This is a genomic window from Methylobacillus sp. (assembly GCF_036844465.1).
Lineage (GTDB): Bacteria > Pseudomonadota > Gammaproteobacteria > Burkholderiales > Methylophilaceae > Methylobacillus.
This window is the reverse complement of the sequence record NZ_DAIUFW010000016.1, coordinates 1-18,990: the sequence shown is the minus strand read 5'-3', so window position 1 is coordinate 18,990 and position 18,990 is coordinate 1. Positions and strand designations below refer to the sequence as shown.

The window sequence follows — 18,990 nt, the reverse complement described above, 5'->3', positions numbered from 1 at the left end:
CGGGCAGTTTCACTTTGATTGTGCCGATAAGCTCGTCAAGCAATCGCTGTGCAACCTCGTCCTCTACACCCCCAAGCGCCTTGAGCGCGACGTTAATCACTCCGGTCATGTCCAACATGCCTTTAAAACCGTCGCCGCCCGTAAGCCCCGAAATATCCACCCCAGATTTGCACAAAGCCAGGGCAACGCGGTTGGCCCATCGGTCGCCCTGGATCAGGCTCATTTGCGAGATGACGAAGGTTTTACCCTCCGCATCTACCTCTTTTGTCCTGATCATGCAATGGCTTCCTCACCAGTGATCACCATGTTGAAAACGTATTGTGTGCCGTTAATCAGCTTTTGAGCCGAAGGGCCACCACTCTGCGACACCAGGAAACCGGACGCCACAATGCGCTTGCCAATCGAGGGGATGGTAATGTCGAGAGTGCATTGGCTCGTTTCCATGTTCGCGTTAATCCAGGCGCGGTAATCTTCCATCGGCTGGCGTGATGCGCTGTTGGCCTCAAGAAACACGGTTACAGGCACTTCGTGAGAAACCCATCCGCCAGACTGCTTGCCGTCAACGCCAATTCGGGTTTCGCCAATCGTGGCGTCACCGAAAGAAAAGGCGTTGTCGATCTGGAAGCCTTGAAGCTGAATAGCGTTGTCGAAATAACCTTGTGCGCTAAACATGACGACGCTGTTAGCGGCTGTGATGGTGCGGGGGTTTGCGCCCATTGGCATAATATGTACTCCTTTTTAGAGCATGTCAGATTGATATGAATAATAACACGTTGCGTAATTTTTAACTATGCATGATATACTTAAAACCTAGCGGCTAGGAGGCATCCGAAAACGAGCTAGTCACTCGCTGCCGCTACCCTCAAGACTACCTTTGACAGAGGAATACTATGAAACCAAAACAAATAAAACCTGGTGATGTTTTTCAGTTAAATGGCGGCGGAAGCTGCACGGTTATTGAATACTTCTCATCGAATAAAATCCTCATCAGGCATAATGACAAGTTCGGCCATACAGCAACTGTTGAGTCGGGTAATTTGCGTAAAGGAGCCGTTAGAAACCCATATCATCCATGTGTTTATGGAGTTGGCTTTATAGGTGTCGGCCCTCATTCGGTAAAAGAAAATGGGCGGAAGTCTCCTGCTTACACGCAGTGGAGTGGGATAATTCAAAGAGGTCATTCCGATATATTCAAAAAAGAAAACCCATCATACGATGATGTTAGTGTAAGCCCGGAATGGCACAACTTTCAAGAATTTTCCGATTGGTTTTACAAACAAGCCCACTCCATGTCCCCAGGGTTTCAGATTGATAAAGACCTGATGATAATCGGGAATCGAGAATATTCTCCTAAAGCATGTTCGTTTGTCCCGCCCCAAATAAACAGCATATTAAACGACTGCGCAGGTCGAAGGGGGCTATTGAAGCAGGGTGTCACATTCGAAAAAAGAAGAAACTCTTACGTAGCCAGAATCAGCATCAAGGGGAGACTCATGAAAATAGGGCGATTCCCCAGTGAGGCTTTGGCTTATTCAGCCTATATCGAAGCAAAAATTAGATACGTACGAGAAATGGCCGAAGAATATAAATTAGTTTTGCATCCTACGGTTTACGATAACCTTAAAAACTGGACATTAGATTAAAAGCAGGCCCCTTAAAGGGGCCTTTATCTTACTGTACGTTAATTGATGCTAGGTTCACTTGCTGTGCCGATCCCCCATCTGTGTAATGGAGCGTCATCGGCATCGAGCCTCGCAAACCGCGTGTCTGCGCGTCAGCGGTCTTAATATCCAGCGCCCAGCCGTTAGACAGCAACGTAGGCACAATGTCGTACCCAGCCTGGCTGTTGATGATCGACTTTTGCTGTTCGCTCAGTGCGGCAGGGTCAACCAGCGGAACGATACCGCCGAAGTTCAGCATCTCGTTGATCGGATCCATAGCCGCGCTGCGATGGTAGGCTTTGCCCACATCGTTGTATGGGATCGCGCCGTAGCTAACCAGCATGGTCATCATGGCAAGCTGAAGCTGTGCGTTCAGATAAATCTGATTGACGTAGTTATCCAGCCACTTGAATTGACCAGATACCGCGCCGTTGACGTTGAAACGGAACTGATCGTTAGCAGTGGCAAACTCGCCGTAGAACGTATAACCGTTGCTCATGAGCGCGGTGTAGTCGGTTTCGCTCGTCACCGTAGCTGCGATCCCGTCTTGGCGCATAAACATGATGTTGCGCCGACCGTTTGTGCGCTTGAAGTCGATAGCGGCAATACCACCACACAGCGCCGCAACCTGGTCGATATTGCCGTAGTATGGCGTTGTGCCGTTCTGCTCAGTGCTGGACAGCCATGCGCCGAAAGAAGCCGCATTGTTAGCCACCAGGGCGCTGCCTGCCGTGTCTTGCGCGACGTAGGCGAATCGGCTGTTTTGCAGCGTGACCCACTCGGCCATTTCTTCCATAACGGCGCGGGACTGCTCTGCCAGGTACGTAATCACACCGAAGTTTTGCGTGATATTCAGCACATACGGCATGAGCGTATCGGCGGTTTGTGCGGCGCGGCCATTTTCAGCGCGTGCGCCTGCTTCTTGAGTAAGACCAAGGGCAGCAGCAGCTGTGCCAGATGCAAAGCCGATAGTTTCGGTTGCACCGGTTGCAATGGTGGTGATTTCAAACGATTGTTGCTGCTCGTTAAAGTCGCCAACAAAGTTGTTGGTGTCGGTCAGAAGGGCGGCTGCATCGGAAAAGCTGGTCACAGCGGTAAAGTCCACGCTGATCGTGGACGGCGTGCCATTGACGGTTACGGTCAGGTTGCCGCTAATGGCCTTGAGTTCCGTCAGCGACATGCCGCGAACTGGAGCGCCGCGAAGAATGGCAGACATCGCCGCACCGGCTTGCTGCACAACCCACAGCGTACCTGGCACCTTTGTAGCGCCGGTATAGCCCAGGAAATAGCGTTGCGCGAAATTATATTCAGGCGATGCAAGGCCAAAATAAGTGCCGACTTCTGCGGCGCTGCCAAATTGAGCAACACCAATAACACGCTCAGTAGGAGCCGTGTCAATAAGAAGGGTATTCATTGCCAACGGCTGGCCGCCAGTGCCAACTGCCGATGGGTTGATTGTGACAATGCGACTTGCAGGAATGGACATATTAAGTCTCCGGTCTAATAATTACGCTGGCATCTTCGGCGAAGTCTTGAGCGCGAATAACTGATGGGTTGTATTGTAATGCTAAATCGAGAATAAAACGATCTTCATATTGGTTTGAATCATTAATATATGGATGCCGCTGATGTGATTGCACATATAACGGCTGGCATTTCTCCATATTCTCCGTGCCGTAGTAGTTCTTCCACAGGTTAGCTACTATTCGACTGCGGGACTCGGCCACCGCGCCGTAAAAGTCTAGCTGTAAGCGCACCTCAACGGAGTTCTGCACCATTGCTTCGTTTGGCGGATTATATGTAGTAACTGACTCGTCCAGGTTTCCGCTAAACAAAACCTGCATGACGATAGCGTTATCAGGCAGCGGCTGATTGTTTTGTGTTGATTGCACAATTTGCTGCGCAGCGTCTGGAAACAAGCCAAGCAGAAACAGCCGTACTTCCCGGTATAGATCGCGGTGCGTAAGACTTAAGACTGCCGCCATGCCAGCACCCTTGTCCACGTTGCGTAAGATTCCATCACTTGGTTAACCTGCCACTCCGCCGCAGCGGATTCGCCATACGCGGGGAATATGAACTTGCTTGATCCCTTGCCCAGCCAGCGGCGAATGCCGTCAATCGCGCCAAAAGCATAAATAGACACGAACTCGCCTTGTTTATTCACAAGGTCAAGGTTGAATTTCTCTTGCGAAGAAAGAGACTGAATTTGCACTTCGATTTCTTCTTCGATAAAAGACGGCACCTGTTCGCCGTATTCGTTGACCGTGTAACCAGTATTAACCTTAAGCTTCACGGTGCGGTTAGGGTTAACGTTTTGTGTCGCCATATTGGCTAGGGCGCGCACGTTGATCATTTCTCTTCAATCTCGTAGGAAAATGAGTTGCGCAGCAGCTTGTCATTGGCGCGCAATGGAGAGTTATACCCTTTGGCGGCTATAGTGGATTTAGCGTTAGGTGGCTCTGACCACGTTTGCACGGAATCAGATAACGCACCTACCATATGCTCTCCGATTAAGCGAAGCGCGGTTTCAGGATCGTTTTTGCCCAGCAATGATGCAGCCATCTGCGGCAACACAGAACGCTCATTCGCTATGGCAGACCGAAAAAACGGGCGCGTAGGGATTATATCTGTACCGTACTCGTTGACATAACCAACCTCAGCGACTGGCGTACCATCCGGGTACGTCTTCCCACCCATAATACCAACACGTAAAGCGACTTTATCCAAGCCGCGATACTTGTCTAGCATTTTCTTTAGGGCGCTCATTGGTAGTACGTCCGCTGAACTGGCATAGGCGCAATGCCCAGGCGGTACACCATAGAGCGGTACTTCTTCGTGAGCTGCCAGTACATCGCGCCCCAGGGGGTTTGCAGATACCAGCGCTCGTTGTTGCCCATCGTGCCATAGTCCAGGCCAACCGACACCGTACCTTCCGTGGCGTTCGAGATGCGGCCCACTACGGGATTGCCGCCTTCGGCCATGGTATTTAATAGACCGATATGCGCCACCAGCAAATACAGCAGGCGCTTGCGGGCGTCGAGGTCTTTAACAATGCTGCATTCGGTGTTGTCTAGAAATGTTTCCGCCATGGCGAAATACATCTCTAGCTGACCATCCGTCGCAACGATGGACGGATAGAGCAACCGGAATTCAGCAGGATTAAAGACGACGACGCCGCTCATGATTTACTTGTCGTCAGCCGCGCCAAGAGCGCCGGGGGCGTCTGTGGCTTTGACTTTAGGCAGTTGCTCGTGACCAGACTTATTGTCTTTCTGGTCTTTGGCTTTGGCCTTGGCTTCGCGCTCGTTTTTGGTGGCGAAAATAAACCCGCCCTTAACCAGCTTGGATTCTGCGTGTTGCTTTGACCATGCTTCCCACACTGCTGCGGGCACGTCTTCAGTCAGGCCATGCTCAGCGCCCTGAATCAGGTTGTTGTTCCAGCCGTTAATGCGAACGTCCTTATGGCCCTCAACCTGCATGATGATGCCGTTAGGAAGTTTGCAGCCGATAGTTACTGTACTCATTTGTAAATTCTCCGATAGCGGGGGCCGAAGCCCCCTTTATTTATACTGCAACGATAGCCGTAGCAACCATCAATGGGCGGTAGATGATCGTGCCCACTGTGCCTTGGCTGCGCTTTTGACGCCAGCTAGACAGTTGCAGCACCATCGGATGAACGCGCATCTTCTCGGTGAAGGTTGGTTCAACAGTATCGACGCCTTCGTAGCTGTCAACGATCAGCTTGATGTTCTCGCCAGCGGCAGTGGACATTTCCGGCGCGGTTTCAATGCGCAGATTCGGGAAGTTCTTCTTGAGCTGATCAGTCACGTTGACGTTGTACTGGTTCGTCTTGGTGAAGTGGGTTTCCGCTTCTGGCGAGAGGATTAGCGTCATCTTCTCGTTGCGGTCAACCAAGCCGCCGGTCTGGCTGATCAGTTGAGCGTAAAGCGCCTGAATGTCTGCGAAGATCGCCGCTGCGTCCTTTGCAGCCCAGGTCGTAGGCGTGATGGCAGGCAGCAAGCTAGGATCGTTCAGCAGACCATAGTTGCGCAGGCCAGCCACACCCAGGAAGTACGTCTTGTTCTGGAACTTGTTCAGAGTCAGCGCTGCGGCAATCTGCTTACGCGCCACCCAGTCCAGCTTGGCGGCACCAGCACGTTCTACCTCGCGCTCACCGAGTTCGATGATTGTCTGGTAGTAGTACGTGTCGCGGGTTTCCCAGTTGACGTTGGTGCCGGACATGCCGTTTTCGGAGAAGTCGTCATAGGACGAAGTTTCACCGGTAGCCTCTGCAATCGGGAATTGCAGGAAGTCGTCAGTCCAGGTGCCTTTCTTGGTTTCACCGAAAACCTGAGCGGCCTTCATCGGCTCAACCAGCACCTCGATCACGCGCGGATCAACATAGGTGGTGAACAGCGCCAGGATGCCAGCGTTAGGCGCGGTCAGTAGGTCGCCAGCGTCCATGGCGATAGGGGGGCGCTGGCCCTTGTCCAGCATCGTAGCTTTGTGGCCGGTAGCAAACACGATACCGGCGTTTTGTTGCAAGTCTTGCAGGTTATACATGTCTGCTCCTTAGATTGCGAATCGAGTGATTTTAACGAGGTCGCCAGCGCCGCCAGCTTCGGCGAACTTGAAGCCCGTATCAGTGGCGTTCGTGGCTACAGCCTGAACCGTGCCATCTGCATCCAGCGCATACACCGTACCGCCGACTGCGACGGTAGCGGGGGCTACCACATAGAAGTCGCCGCTGGTGAACAGTGCAACTTCGCGGCCAGCAGGGATAACCATGCTAGAGGCGCTACCCAGCGGCACGATGGCCTGGTTGTTGCGGTGGACAAATCCAACGCGGTAGCCGGTACCTTTTCCTGCGTACACTTTGCCGGTCGCAGTGTCTGCAAAAGCAAACTGGCCTACAGTGATAGGCTCGCCAGCTACTAGCGCGGCTTCGCCGGCCAACATATTCTGGCGCGGGTTAGTGGATGCAAAGTCACCCGCTACGCCACGGGGCAGGTCGCGGTTAAGAGTCTTTTGAAAGGCCATGATAATTACCCCTGTTTGAATCGTTTAGTGAGATCGGAAACCGGTGCAGAGTCCATTGCCACAGTAGCGGCAGGCTTGGAATCACGCTGCATAGCGACAAGCGCCTTAAGGCCAGCTTCGTTGATGCCGTCGCAGGCGATGCCCTTTTGCTTGAGCGCGTATTCGTAGATCGCCTTAGCATCCGAGAAACCATCCATTGCGATGCGTCCAACCAGCGGCTCTACCGCGTCACGCGCCGCATACTTGGCATTGATGCGAGCCTCGACCGTAGCGGCGATGGTGTCTGCGTCCATGGCCTTGTCTGCATCACGATCCTTGCGCTCACGCTCTTCACGGTCTTTCAAGCGCAGGGCTTCGGACTCGTTATCGCGTTCGGCTTGCGTTTGCTCGTCCTTAGCGGGCTTGTCCGCGCCGCCTTCGGGCTTTTCGGGGGATTCGTCTTCTGCCTCGGCTTCGCCGCCGATCAGCTTGACGATTTCCTCGTAGTTGTCGCCTGCAAGCTCCTTTAGCTTTGCCTCGTCATAGGCTGGCTTGTGCTCGATATTCTCGGCCACTTCTTCCACCAGTTCCTTGACTTTATCTTCATCCATCCCGAGCTTTGCAGTAATTCGCTGCATCGCGCCTTTTTTAAGTTTCATATTTAACCTCATTTCAAAAGGAAGTGAATCTGCAATTACTGCATCTCGCCCAATTCGACCCCGCTCAACTAACGCAACGTGGTTTCCGTGAATTGACCGCATTACACCGTCATATGTTTCGCCGTTAAATTCGCCTGGCGTCATATCCGGTTTGTAGGAGTACCCAGCGGATAGCTCCTGCATCTTTTTAGACTCAATTAACCCTATACCCTCATCATCCCAAACTGTCAAGTCAGCGTACAGGTTCCCGTTATCAAACGATACGTCTGAACCAATCGCGCCAATGGTGAATTCTTTTTTTGTGTCTCGGGAATCAACAGGGATGTGGCGAAGCAGGAGCTGCTTGCCTTTGAAGGTGTCTGCGGCCTGTTTTATCTCGTCAGGGTCGCGCAAAAGGTGATAGATTTTGTCCGGGTCAAGCCCCAATTCCTCATGTCGCGGAATCTCCCGGCCATAGTACGGATTGACCGCCGCCTTAGAAATAACCGTCTTAGCGACACGCAAATGACCATTGGCATCAATAGTGCGTACTGAGGCATCGAGAGCTAAGGCTTGTTCTGTCATAAGCAAAATCTATTATTGATGGTCGGATTATAACGTATTTTTATGGGTTGTCTAGTGTTACTTACAGGGAGAGTCACGTCTTTAGAGGCGAGACCAGGGTGAACCCATCGCCTTTAGATATGTTTTCATGCGACCATGCCGGCCTTAAATTGCTTAGGGCGTTGATTTTTTTGGGGCACGTGACGCCAAGCCTTATCATTTCCATAACCGGCACTATGTGGTCGATATGCCACTTACTGCGGTTGCTCCAATCCATCCCGGGGGCGAAATTCTTTTCCAGGTGCTCCTTAAGTTCGGCAGATGTATATCCAATGATCGCAGCTGTTCTTCCACGTTTTTTTGATCCGGTTTGTTTTAGAGTTCTGTGCAGCATATCCCTGGCGGCGGCCCCAGCTTTATAGTCAGGGCAATGCTTTAGAACATTATGGTAGCGCTGTTTTTCATAAGCAGCGGCTCTTCCGCTTTCGGTTCTACGTCGGCTGTACTCTAATGCTTTATCGGTATTTTTAGCGTACCATTCGCGAGATGCCTGACGGTGATGCTCGGGATTGGATGAGTATCTACGCCTTGCCTGCTCTCGAGCGAGCTCTGGATTTTCTGCCCGCTTCTTTCTAGCATACTCGTTCGCGTAATCAGAATTCTCAACCCTCCATTTACGGCTCCTCTCTCTATTCGCCTCTGGGTTTTTGGATATTCTCTGCCTGTTCTTCTCTCTGTGTAAATCAGGATCTGCGTCGTACCTTAGTTTATTGGCTGCTTTTATGCATGACTTGCAATCAGCCCTACGCTTTCCCGGCTCTCGAATGTAGTAGTTATTAATCGTTTTTGTTTCGCCACACTTCGTGCAGGTCTTCGTCTCAAGCATATTCTCGCCTCGGTCAAAAGGTTAGTCTTGGGTTGGTGCAGCTGGGAGTGACTAGCTCCCCCGTCTTGCAAAACGGTGCCGCATGTTTATTATACATCAAAACTCGATGATCGCCCTGCTGGTGCACCCGCACATAATTTCCTGACCTGGCAGCACCCATTTGCCGTCTAAATAGAGGCCTTTGTCAACATCAAAAATCTTTCCATTAGCCGCAACGTGCGACTTCCTTGGCTCTTTGGCGGCGGCAGAGTGACGCCATATTGCGCGGGTCACGCCCAACTCCTTGCGCCTCGCCTGCTCCATAACAGCGTGGACTTTGCGGGATTGATCTAGAGCAATCAGCTTGCATCTGTTGCGCCCGATGTGGTAAGCATGATCAAGATTGTCTGTAAGGGTTTTCAAATCAAACCCTCCCTCTACTGCTGACCAGACCAATTTAGAAACATCGGCCAAGTATTCAGTTGGGATGGATTTTATAAGGCCTACATTTTGTCCTACAGCCGCCTTCATAGCGGCCCGCGTGTAATCCGTCATTTGCAGGTTGACGGTAAAGCCATGCTGGCGCAGCGCAGCGGAAAAACGCTTGTCATACGCGGAGGCGGTAGAAGTCACAAATTCACGCGCTATGACTTGTGGCAGTTCCGTCAGGCGCTTGAGCCAAAACACCATCAAGTCATCAATCAACTGCGGAAGCGTAGGTGCGTCCATAGCGATTTCGTGCTTGTGGTTTTTCACCAACTCCATTACATCATTGCGCACGCTACGCAACAGGCGGTTAAGCTCTGCGCGGTAGCGGGCGCGAATGCCTGCCGATGGTTTAAAGTCCGGTAGTAAGATCGGTTTCTTCTTCAAACTCATATTCCATGCTCTCCGGAACATCCGACACATCAATGGTGTTAAACGGGCTAGCCTCATCCGACGCCATGGCTTGCCTTGCCTCAATCGGCGCAATTATTCCTTTTTCAACGAGTATCGCGGAAGCCCTGGCTTTGGTCTCTTGTATCTGCGCTTGCTCATGGTCGTTCATTTGCTCAAGCGGGTTGAATTCCCAAACTATAGCGGGGTCAATTTCTCCGAACATATCAAGCTGCATGATATAGCTTATTTTTTCCACGAGCGGCCTAATATGGGACTCGTTTTGCGCCATAAGCCAATCGTAGTAGACCTTGATTTCCCCGTCGCTGTTGGCGTTTAACCCGGATGGTGTAACCCCCCATAGTTTCACCAATGGTGTATGGCTTGGCCCGGACAAGTCCTCTTTAGCCTTGTTTAACAGGTCAGCAAGCCCTGATAGGGGAGTGTTTATCTGGCTAATTTCCTCGGCTTCCTTGTCAAGCAACATCAGGCCCGTATTGTCGCGGCCCTTGTTGAACAGTCCCGCACGTAGCCAAAGACTGGCGGAACCTTCGCCGCCGCTAAGAATGCCCGACATATCCGTAGATAGAATCGTCAAGCTAAATGCCCTAACCAACTGGCTAACACTGTCTGCCGTCCGTTGGTATCTCTCAACGTAGGGCTTCATCAGTTGCAGCATCGATATACCGCCGAAGTTATACGCGGGCTTGAGCATGTCCGGCACCGGGCGCATGATAAGCGTCATCAGGCGGTCGGAGTGAACCTCGCGGCCCAGCACAAACCACTTGGTAGGCTTGTAAAAGTCCTCAGCCGTGGGGTCTGCCGCGTTGTACACGCTAGGCGTTGACCACATAGGTTCAATCAGCCGGAACCCCTCAAGGTCGCCTTGCTTAACGCCGCGCTTGTCCAGCACAAACGGCAAATCGTCCTTGCTGTCTTTCAGCTTGATGTAAATCTGTGCGCGTCCCATGGTGTACTCAACTTCAATGGCGCGTTGCACCAGGCTGCGGATATTGTGCAGCTTGAAGGCATCGGTCAGCTTGTTGATCTTCTCGATACGCTCGGCCTTCAGGCGCTTTTCTTCCAGTTCTTTCTTTTCGCGCTCTGCATCTGTCAGGTCTTCATCGTCTCCACCGCTGTTGTCGTCAACCTTGAACCGGCCCCATTCCCGCGTCATTTCCGTGGCTGTGGTTTCCGCCACGCTGCGGTAGTCGCTCGACTGGCTCATAGCAGCTAGGGCGGGGTAGCCCAGGAACGTGCTATAGAAGTTAGGGTCGCCAATCGTGGAGTAGTCGTAAATCGACTGGCACGAGTCCATGGCGATAGCAGCCTTTCGGCCAGCAGGCACCACGCCTTGCATAAGCTCCGGCGGCGCAAACGATACCGGCCCGGACTGCTGATCTTGCTGCATCATTTGCAGCATTTTCTGATTCTGCTTTAGCTTGCGCTCTTCGAGGTTAAGCCGCCGCTGCTCTAGCTCTAGTTCTTTTGCCTTGTTGCGGAAGAGGTTTTTAATCATGTCAAAACGTCCGGGGAAAGGTTGAGGCCGCGACGCTTCATGGCGGGTTCCAGTGCGTAGCGCATGGCGTCGATAGCATGATTATAATCGTCAATCGGCACGGGTAGTATATCTTCTGTATGTCTGTCGGTTTTGTAGCTGTACATGCGGAACTCTTTCGCAGTATTTGTACAGCGTGGATGGATAATGACTTTATCGAAAGAGCGGATAAACTCGATCCCATCCTCGACCGATCCTTTGCCTTTTTCGCACGGCTTAATGCGCGGCAATCCTTTGCGTTTTAAATAGCTAATGGTTTCAGGTCGCGCATTATCGGCTCGTACCGTATGTCGCTCGATGCCGGGCACATGTTTGCCAACATAGGCAGCGGTGTCATCAATCTCCAGCCCGACCTTATACGCCTCATGCTCTACATACAGCCTTTTGTCGTGAATCCACAACTTAACCGCCGCCGTGGGGTCGTTAGCAAAGCCGAAGTCCAATCCATAATACGGGCCGTCCCAATCATTGTCAGGGGTGAATTCCTCGATGGCGTACTTGCCCCTGAATATCTGCGCTTCGCTCAACTGCCGATATGCGCCTTCCCAAATCCAGGCGTACTCCTCAGGGGGCAGGTTGCGCTGGTCGCGCTGGCGCTCTAGCTCCAACACATCAGGCAGCCACGGGTTGTCAGAGTGATTAATCTCAACAACTACACCATCAGCGCCCAAGTCTGTTTTACGGAATCTTACGTCTGTCGGGCTGCCCTCATTCTCCGGATTCCAGGTTATCCACACCTCCGAATCGTCGGCGCGAACCGTTGGAAGTAGCTTTTTCCAGGCTATGTCGCTGACTGGCTCTGCCTCATCGATCCACGCGATAAGAATGCGGGCCTTGGACTTAATGCTGTCTAGGTTATGGCGCAGCCCTGCAAACGCAAAGTCAATTGATCCGCATTTCGTGCGTATGTATTTTTCGCCTACCTCGTACACGATTGATAGCCACGGCTCGGATTGAATCGCGTATTTTATTTCTTCCATCGACGATTCGCTAAGGGAATTCATGTATTCCCGCGCACATAGCAAAATACCTCGCTCGCCGTTAGCGGCATACATTGCGCCGCGAATGGCGATCATCTTTGCAAATGTGTACGTTTTAGCTGAACCGCGCCCGCCGTATGCGCCTCGGTAGCGTAGCTTGGCCGGTGCGAATACGGGGATTAACTTAGGCGGGATCTGTATTTTTAGCGTTGTCATTGATGATATCTTCCAATGGCACCTTGTACTCCATCAAGTTTTTGTAAACCCTAGGGTCTAAACTGTCTTTATATTCTTCAGCAACCCGCCTTACTCGCAGCTCCTTCTCTCTTCGGTAAACTCTGCTGGCCTCCTCTGGAGTCTTGTAAGTCCCTAGAGAAGCCCTGTGCCCGCCAAGGTTGATATGCGCTCTATATCCGCTCCCGTGCCTGCTAACACCCACCGGGTACGCACCCCTCGATCTTCTACAATCGGTCAGGAGTCTATTAACTTCCGGCGGAACAAATGAACATAATTCAGGATGGTATTCCTTATTTCCCATCTTGATCAGGTCTTTATCTAAATCAAACCCCTCTATTCGGTTTTCGTAAAACCATTTGGCGAAAGTTTGGAAATTATGCCAATCTGGGGAAACGGTACAGCCAATGTATGCGGGGAGATTTTTCTGGGACTTCTCGCTATAGCATCGCTGGATCATGCTGTGCCATATGTCGTATGCGGGAGTTATCTTACCACCGCTAGTGGCCGAGTAGATTCCTACCCCGGGAAATCCAATTCCGTATATGGCGGGGTGATAGGGGTTTTTGAATGAGCCTGATCCAAGTGCGCTGGAGGTGACGGTCATCGTGTGCTTGTATTTATCTACAAACTCAACTCTAACTTTATCCCATCTAATAAACTCAATGACCCTGCACTCTGCGCCAGATTTTGACTTGAAAGTATCGCCTGCTGATATGGCTTGGGGCTTATTTTTCTTCATGATAAAACCTCGATAGTAGGTGATAGCTTGGAAGGTGTGGCTGGTGGGGCTATCAACTCCCACCACGGCTGGCCAGCCGATGCCACATTGAATATTTTACTACCCCTTATCTCCTTTGGGAATAGGGCCAGCAACTAACTCAATACGCGCTGGAGTCGGCGACATGCTGCCGTCGCTGCTAGACATGTCGATCTCTTGCTTTTCATGATAGCCATGATTAGCTAACATAAGCTTTGTAATGGTAGGGTTGAACACGCCAGATAGTCCGCGATTGATTAACATTTTCTCTTGCTTTTCAATAACGGCGCGCAACGTGTCCGAAAACTTGACAGATAAATCGTCATCTCCTTGCGCCCAAAGGTATATAGTTGACTTGACAACTCCCAAATATTGAGCCAGTCCAACTGCGCTTGTTATGCTCTCGTCGGTGTTTTCATACCCGCCAAGCAGGTACTCATTTGCTTTGTCTAATATCTCTGGCGTGAGCATTCTTGGCCTTCCCCCTAAATTTTTTACCTCTGTACTCATCACTTCTCCGGACATCCCAACAAAGAGCATAAAACCCCACATAGTGAGACAACAAGTCTCTGGATTCCTGGCAGTCCTTTTCCCTCACTCATAAATAAGCAATCTCCATCGCGCTAACTTCGGCAGAGTACGTGAATCCATCGTTAAACGGGATTTGGTCAAACGGCATTCTCGTAAAGCCGTCTTGAGATACGGTGAAGTCCGCGCCTAGCAGCAGGCGCATGGCCTTGCCGCTCACCGCCGGGGCCGAGCCACCATCCTCGGAGCCGCCGTAAAGGTTAGGAAAACTTATAATAGTTACGACCTTTCTACGATTTTGCGAATATCATCCTTGGCTTCCTAAAGATGAATACGAACTGCGCCTGAAACAATGACCACATAATTATACCATAATTGCCAGCCATTCAACCCACCTAACTGGCTACTAGGTATTGCGATCAGAAGTTTCCCAGCGGCGCTTGCAGCTAGTTTGCACATAGTCGATTGCCCGACCTGAGAGGGCAATAAAAACCCGCCCGGAGGCGGTTGAGTTACCTAAGATTTATCGCTGAGATACTCTCTACGCTGCTGTAAGATGCACCAGCGCAGCCTACGCCTACGGTATAGCCTAGAGTTAAGTGCTTAAAACCTTTTTCGTAGACCACCTCCCCGTTTAGGTAAAACCTCATGCGCGGCCCTGTTTTGACAACACGCAGCTCGTCTCCAGAGGCCGGAGCGTAAGGCGCAAGAGCAAGGTTATACATGACGTTACTTGTAAATACTTGCAAGGCAAGAACTCCCGAGCCACCCTTACCGAGCCGCAAGTAGTTCTGTAGATCGACAAACCCGGCAATCAGCCACAGCTCCGAGCCAAGGGTCGAAATCTTCATCCGAACGTCATAAGATGCTGTTCCAAGCGAATTAAATAGCCTCGTGTTGCCCGAGTTGACTTGAGTTAGCAAGCCGCTAGTTATCGCCATAGCACCAGTCTGCACTTGCCATGCTGCACCACGATCAGGTGTGCCGGGTGTAGGAGAGTCTGGGCGATTAAAAGTATCCAGCAAAACTTGTTGTGCAGGAGTTACTGCGCCAAGGAGTGCATTTACGGCACCTGCACCTAGCTGCTGAGACATGGTGTAGTAGCCCGGCAGGGTAGGATCGACGGAATTTGATAGGCCATGGATTACACGCAAGCCCTCACCGACTGGAACTAGTGAGCTTTTATATGAGCCGTACCAGTTACGTAACCGCTTAATGGCAAATTTTATACCATCGGTAGACACCGCGAGTCTTGTTGTCATCCCCGGGGATGAGTACAGACTACCCTCCGTAAGCACTGCATAAACCTCAGTGCCTACACGCCTAAACTCCGAGTGCCACCACAAGGCAGTCGTGGTAGTCTCTACCTGTAAATCGGTTATGGTTGCGGAATTAAATCCTCCGTAAATATTATCGCTGTTACTCTCCACACTACGCAAGGCATTGCCACCAGTGACCGAGTAGTGATAGTACAGAGTCCATTTTTGCGTTGCCTCATTCCATAAAAAGCTGGGCGACATGGCATCGGCAGAGTCTGCTGTGTGGACAACAACTGGCGCAGACCATGTACTACCATCTCGCGATGTCATCAGTAGCAGTTCTCGTGTAGTAACGCCGGTTATAGTCTTTACTGATCTATAAAAAAGATACAACTCGCCACGGTGATTGGTTAAGTAAACATCACTTAAAAATCCTCCAGCAGGAGGGCCGACTAGTGGGTTAGTTACCCCAACAGGAACTTGCCAGTTAATACCATCACGACTGCAATACACGCAAGGGTTTTCATACTTGTCATTGCTCCCGGGATACGGCGTTATCGCAGCCCAAAATTCAAAACCTGCGAAACCTCCCGGAATGTGAATTACAGAAGGGTGTACTAATGCTTGCCTTTGAACTTGACTTAATCCATCGAGGTAAGCATCTCCACCCTCTCTGTACGGGGATGGAAACTCCACCATGACGGGGGCACTTACAGGCTGCTGGTCTATCAAGTCTAAAGCGGCAATCGAATCTAAACCCCCAAGCGAAATGGGCACCCCATCCGGCCCAACAATCACCGTCTGCCCGGTTGTGGGGTCATTGACTACCTGCGCAGCGCCCTTCACTGCCTCGACAGGTAAACGCTCTTCCTCCGGCAAACTAACCAGTTTGTCGCGCAGGCTTTCAGGCGTTTCTCCTCCACCACCTTTAGAAAAGACAGGAAAACTCATAGCAGTAAATCCCAAACGTCGCCCTCAGCGCCTTTAATGCGAATCGCATCAACGGGGGCCATGATAACCACAACCAATAGCCCCGGCAGCTCCTGGTCGTACACAGGCGTAAAGAAACTGTCGCCACCATTTGTAGAAATCTCAATAGCACGGTTAGCCGCTACGGACTGTAGCGTTACTGTGGCAGTGATACGGCTTGTGTAGCCGTCAAGCGTATGTACGCCAGTTGCGTCTAGTATCCCTCTCATTGTGACCCTTTCATTTTCGGTTGGCCCTTGTGCAGCGCATGTACTGATGATTCGCAAATTCCACGGCCATGGTGTGCGCTGCGGATTCCATGAAACCGAAGTTAGGCATAGTATACGCTCTTTCTATGATTTTGATCGATTCCCTTTTGGCCTCTAGGAAATCGGCCACGTTTGCGCTCGTGACAACTTGATCCTCCTCCCTCGGCTCTTGCTTCTCGATAACATCTACAAACACGTGCATGGGCACCCCACTCTGGCGAACCATCATTACCTGGTACGCATCATTGTACTGCGACTTGCAATCACCCATAAACGGGTTTGCCATCGCTGTGACAGGGAAAATAAGTAGTAAAAGAAGTTTTTTCATTTGCTCTCTCCACGTAAAGCCCAATAGGGGCAGAATAGGTGCCTTTGAACGATTCCGCTATGTAAGTTTAAAGCTGCTAGCGGCAGTTTGCACTATCCAATTGACACAACAATCTACTCGATAGGGGATTGTGTCTTGGTCATCATCCCATGAAGGTATGTCCCGGCTAGGATTCCTGGAGAAAGTGCAGCTCCCCTGTGTTGGTTGTGGCGGCAGGTGCTGATCTCCTGCTTTGCGGCAATGGGCGCGTGCCGTCGCCCAGTTTTACCCCCTACTCCTGCGTACTCGCGACCTTGGCTATAGTCAGTTACTCAATGAGTAGGTTTTCCCCAGCGGCAACCTGTAGAGGCTCGCTCGCATGATTAGCGCATCAGCCTGCGCACTTCACCACAAAAAGACAGACACTGCGCTTAATCTATTCGGCAAACTCCCACTAAGTCAAGGAGCCGTTTTACCAGCGGGAACTGGGTTTGCCTTATTCCTGTATCTGCCTTTTTGTGTCCACTGCACTTACCCGGCAGTGGTTAGGTATGGAATGGTCTGGACTCGATACCAGAAACCTACCGTAAACGGCACTCCGTAAACGGCACTCTATCTTGAGTTACCATTACCACACGACTGGCGACTATCAAGCAAGCGTCCGGGCCTGCAATCTCTCGATTTTTCATAATCGCCATGCGTGTAGTGACTGCTTACGGCAGTCAATCGCTGGGTTATCCGACTTGTTCTAGTCCAGCCTAGAATTCAACCATCATCGGTATAATGAACGAGAACACCAGGCCAATAACTACAGCATGACCAATGCCCTTGCGCTTTGGAAGCGTGATTGCTCCGTTATAACCAGATTCGCCTTGAGCGAAGATATTACCGATCAAGTTTGACTCATTTTCCGATGCAATCCTTTGGCGCATGTTTGGCTTCTGGGCCAGGTGCTTGTATTCGCGCATGATGTGAGTTTTAGATGGGTTCATTTCATTTTCTCCGTTTCGGTAGTTGATGTAGTGATTATACAGTTAGACATTTTAATGTCAATACTTTTAATTAAATATTCCCATTATTTTTAATCCTCGCCGCAATCACCGGAAAGCCCGAGAAGCCCCGGCCTTCATGGCGGGGAGGATGTCAACTGCTTTTCCAATTCCCGGGACAGCACAACCTCTACCGCGCCGCCCGTCCTAATTTCATCGGACACTACCGGATGAATCCTGATGCGCTTGTCGTCGATCACTAGGGCATCTGCTATCCCATCGCGGTAGCTCTTGAAGCTGGCGATCAGGTTGTCGTCGTCTCGGTGGCGCCGATCTGGCGGGTAGAAGGTGATGAACGCATGCACCACTCCTTCCCAATCAATCCTTGCTTTGGCTTCCTTGGCGGCGAAGTACCCGGCATGGCGCGCTGCCTTAGCGGCCTTGGACTTCTGTGCCCAGTGAACCCTGGCATTGGGTGATAGGCGCTTATCAGGCCATGGGCATATGATATTCATCCAGCCACCTTCAACACTTCCTGTTCAATGAGCGCCTGCATGGTGCGGATATACGCCTTGTCCCAATACTCTCGGCGCTGTTCACGCGTGAAAGTCTTGCCGTTGTCGATTTCGTGATGGCAGACATGGCACAGGGCGGCAACAAGGGCATCGCTCACCTTCAGTCCCATGCCCTTGCCCTCATTGCGATGGGCGGCGCATACGGTGCCATCGTCACGACCACATAACTGGCAAGGTAGCTTGCGGCAGGCTTCAAGGATTTTCTTGTTGCGGTAAATCACGCTGCCGCCCTCCCCACCAACTCCCGAATTTCACTTTCACGCTTCAACTCAGCATTGACCCGCGCATAGACCTCACGGCGCTTCTGCTGGGGAACGCTCCGATACAACTTGCGCTGCGCCTCTAGCACCTCTTGCGCCGCATCCACCTCAGCAATGGTCAATGGCTTGTCATATTCCAGTGACTTGCACAGTCGCTTCATGGCGCTGCCGTCATAGGCAATCCCCATATCTGCCGTCAACTCATCCCAGTAATACACCCAGCCAGACAGTGCAGAGCATATGTGAATGTCATGGCCGTTGATGCCCATGATCACGTATGCTTTTCCATCCCAACGAAGCTCACCGTTGCGGATTGAGAGAAACATCCGGTCTAGCGAGTCAAAGCAATCATTCTGCATGGTGAGGATGTTGTTGTACTGCGCCTTGCTACGGTTTGGCTTGTGCTTGGCTACTCTTGCCTGCATGCGCTTTTCTGCTCGGTTCATACTGCTTGCCTTTCTCTAGGATTTGAGTGAAAGTTAATCCTCTCGTTTCTATCTTTATTCAACACTTTCTCCTATCTGCCAAGGCGCTTCTCCATTACACATTTTGATAAACATTTCTTTTTGAGCAGCCAAAGCAGCATCACTAGCAGCATCCCAAGCAGCATCACTAGCAGCATCCCTAGCAGCATCACTAGCAGCATCACTAGCAGCATCACTAGCAGCAGCCCAAGCAG

The 18,990-nt window shown here is 51.3% G+C and carries 24 protein-coding genes; 1 reads left to right on the top strand and 23 read right to left on the bottom strand.

Features of this window, described 5'->3' with window-relative positions; genetic code table 11:
- Together V7Z75_RS13065 and V7Z75_RS13060 are read right to left on the bottom strand one after the other, a co-directional pair.
- The coding region (locus tag V7Z75_RS13065; RefSeq protein ID WP_334109102.1) for a hypothetical protein at positions 1 to 277 on the bottom strand (277 nt) is incomplete at its 3' end.
- Positions 274 to 723, bottom strand: a complete 450-nt coding sequence (locus V7Z75_RS13060; RefSeq protein WP_334109101.1) for a phage tail fiber protein — start codon at positions 721 to 723, stop codon at positions 274 to 276. The genes V7Z75_RS13060 and V7Z75_RS13065, both read right to left, overlap by 4 nt.
- A 167-nt stretch (positions 724 to 890) precedes the next feature.
- Here V7Z75_RS13060 and V7Z75_RS13055 point away from each other — a divergent pair, with 167 nt between their 5' ends.
- Positions 891 to 1,643 carry a hypothetical protein gene (locus tag V7Z75_RS13055; RefSeq protein ID WP_334109100.1) on the top strand — a complete coding sequence of 251 codons (753 nt, stop codon included), beginning with the start codon at positions 891 to 893 and terminating at the stop codon, positions 1,641 to 1,643.
- A gap of 28 nt (positions 1,644 to 1,671) precedes the next feature.
- Here the strand turns inward: V7Z75_RS13055 and V7Z75_RS13050 are convergent, their stop codons facing one another.
- The 21 genes from V7Z75_RS13050 to V7Z75_RS12950 form a co-directional block, all read right to left on the bottom strand.
- Entirely contained in the window at positions 1,672 to 3,147 is a 1,476-nt protein-coding gene (locus V7Z75_RS13050) for a DUF3383 domain-containing protein (RefSeq protein WP_334109099.1), read from the bottom strand.
- 1 nt (position 3,148) lies between these two features.
- On the bottom strand, positions 3,149 to 3,646 hold the full coding sequence (locus tag V7Z75_RS13045) for a phage neck terminator protein (protein WP_334109098.1): 498 nt from the start codon (positions 3,644 to 3,646) through the stop codon (positions 3,149 to 3,151).
- The gene (locus V7Z75_RS13040; protein ID WP_334109097.1) at positions 3,631 to 4,014 is read right to left on the bottom strand and encodes a hypothetical protein; all 384 of its coding nucleotides are present in this window, start codon (positions 4,012 to 4,014) and stop codon (positions 3,631 to 3,633) included. Before V7Z75_RS13040 ends, V7Z75_RS13045 begins: the two co-directional genes overlap by 16 nt.
- Positions 4,011 to 4,427, bottom strand: a complete 417-nt coding sequence (locus V7Z75_RS13035; protein WP_334109096.1) for a hypothetical protein — start codon at positions 4,425 to 4,427, stop codon at positions 4,011 to 4,013. The genes V7Z75_RS13040 and V7Z75_RS13035 overlap by 4 nt, the downstream gene beginning before the upstream one ends.
- Entirely contained in the window at positions 4,424 to 4,843 is a 420-nt protein-coding gene (locus V7Z75_RS13030) for a DUF4054 domain-containing protein (RefSeq protein ID WP_334109095.1), read from the bottom strand. The genes V7Z75_RS13035 and V7Z75_RS13030 overlap by 4 nt, the downstream gene beginning before the upstream one ends.
- A 3-nt stretch (positions 4,844 to 4,846) precedes the next feature.
- Positions 4,847 to 5,185, bottom strand: coding sequence for a hypothetical protein (locus tag V7Z75_RS13025; RefSeq protein ID WP_334109094.1), 339 nt, complete (start codon positions 5,183 to 5,185; stop codon positions 4,847 to 4,849).
- Between the two features lie 40 nt (positions 5,186 to 5,225).
- Positions 5,226 to 6,224, bottom strand: a complete 999-nt coding sequence (locus tag V7Z75_RS13020; RefSeq protein ID WP_334109093.1) for a major capsid family protein — start codon at positions 6,222 to 6,224, stop codon at positions 5,226 to 5,228.
- 9 nt (positions 6,225 to 6,233) lie between these two features.
- A complete protein-coding gene (locus V7Z75_RS13015; protein WP_334109092.1) occupies positions 6,234 to 6,701 on the bottom strand; it encodes a structural cement protein Gp24 in 468 nt (155 codons plus the stop codon).
- Between the two features lie 5 nt (positions 6,702 to 6,706).
- Entirely contained in the window at positions 6,707 to 7,903 is a 1,197-nt protein-coding gene (locus V7Z75_RS13010; RefSeq protein ID WP_334109091.1) for a DUF2213 domain-containing protein, read from the bottom strand.
- A gap of 73 nt (positions 7,904 to 7,976) precedes the next feature.
- Positions 7,977 to 8,768 carry a hypothetical protein gene (locus V7Z75_RS13005; RefSeq protein ID WP_334109090.1) on the bottom strand — a complete coding sequence of 264 codons (792 nt, stop codon included), beginning with the start codon at positions 8,766 to 8,768 and terminating at the stop codon, positions 7,977 to 7,979.
- Positions 8,769 to 8,864: 96 nt separating this feature from the next.
- Positions 8,865 to 9,626 (bottom strand): phage head morphogenesis protein, encoded by a 762-nt coding sequence (locus V7Z75_RS13000; protein WP_334109089.1) that lies wholly within the window; start codon positions 9,624 to 9,626, stop codon positions 8,865 to 8,867.
- Positions 9,586 to 11,142: a DUF1073 domain-containing protein gene (locus V7Z75_RS12995; protein WP_334109088.1), complete on the bottom strand. Its 1,557-nt coding sequence runs from the start codon at positions 11,140 to 11,142 to the stop codon at positions 9,586 to 9,588. Before V7Z75_RS12995 ends, V7Z75_RS13000 begins: the two co-directional genes overlap by 41 nt.
- A complete protein-coding gene (locus tag V7Z75_RS12990) occupies positions 11,139 to 12,377 on the bottom strand; it encodes a PBSX family phage terminase large subunit (RefSeq protein WP_334109087.1) in 1,239 nt (412 codons plus the stop codon). Before V7Z75_RS12990 ends, V7Z75_RS12995 begins: the two co-directional genes overlap by 4 nt.
- Positions 12,346 to 13,137: a hypothetical protein gene (locus tag V7Z75_RS12985; RefSeq protein WP_334109086.1), complete on the bottom strand. Its 792-nt coding sequence runs from the start codon at positions 13,135 to 13,137 to the stop codon at positions 12,346 to 12,348. The genes V7Z75_RS12990 and V7Z75_RS12985 overlap by 32 nt, the downstream gene beginning before the upstream one ends.
- A gap of 99 nt (positions 13,138 to 13,236) precedes the next feature.
- A complete protein-coding gene (locus V7Z75_RS12980) occupies positions 13,237 to 13,665 on the bottom strand; it encodes a terminase small subunit (RefSeq protein ID WP_334109085.1) in 429 nt (142 codons plus the stop codon).
- A gap of 530 nt (positions 13,666 to 14,195) precedes the next feature.
- Positions 14,196 to 15,893, bottom strand: a complete 1,698-nt coding sequence (locus V7Z75_RS12975) for a hypothetical protein (protein WP_334109084.1) — start codon at positions 15,891 to 15,893, stop codon at positions 14,196 to 14,198.
- Between the two features lie 258 nt (positions 15,894 to 16,151).
- On the bottom strand, positions 16,152 to 16,508 hold the full coding sequence (locus V7Z75_RS12970; RefSeq protein WP_334109083.1) for a hypothetical protein: 357 nt from the start codon (positions 16,506 to 16,508) through the stop codon (positions 16,152 to 16,154).
- A 737-nt stretch (positions 16,509 to 17,245) separates the two neighbouring features.
- Positions 17,246 to 17,479 carry a hypothetical protein gene (locus V7Z75_RS12965; protein WP_334109082.1) on the bottom strand — a complete coding sequence of 78 codons (234 nt, stop codon included), beginning with the start codon at positions 17,477 to 17,479 and terminating at the stop codon, positions 17,246 to 17,248.
- 134 nt (positions 17,480 to 17,613) lie between these two features.
- Complete coding sequence (locus V7Z75_RS12960; RefSeq protein WP_334109081.1) at positions 17,614 to 17,991, bottom strand: hypothetical protein; 378 nt, start codon at positions 17,989 to 17,991, stop codon at positions 17,614 to 17,616.
- The gene (locus tag V7Z75_RS12955) at positions 17,988 to 18,272 is read right to left on the bottom strand and encodes a hypothetical protein (RefSeq protein WP_334109080.1); all 285 of its coding nucleotides are present in this window, start codon (positions 18,270 to 18,272) and stop codon (positions 17,988 to 17,990) included. The genes V7Z75_RS12960 and V7Z75_RS12955 overlap by 4 nt, the downstream gene beginning before the upstream one ends.
- Entirely contained in the window at positions 18,269 to 18,757 is a 489-nt protein-coding gene (locus V7Z75_RS12950; RefSeq protein WP_334109079.1) for a hypothetical protein, read from the bottom strand. The genes V7Z75_RS12955 and V7Z75_RS12950 overlap by 4 nt, the downstream gene beginning before the upstream one ends.
- Positions 18,758 to 18,990 lie beyond the last annotated feature (233 nt).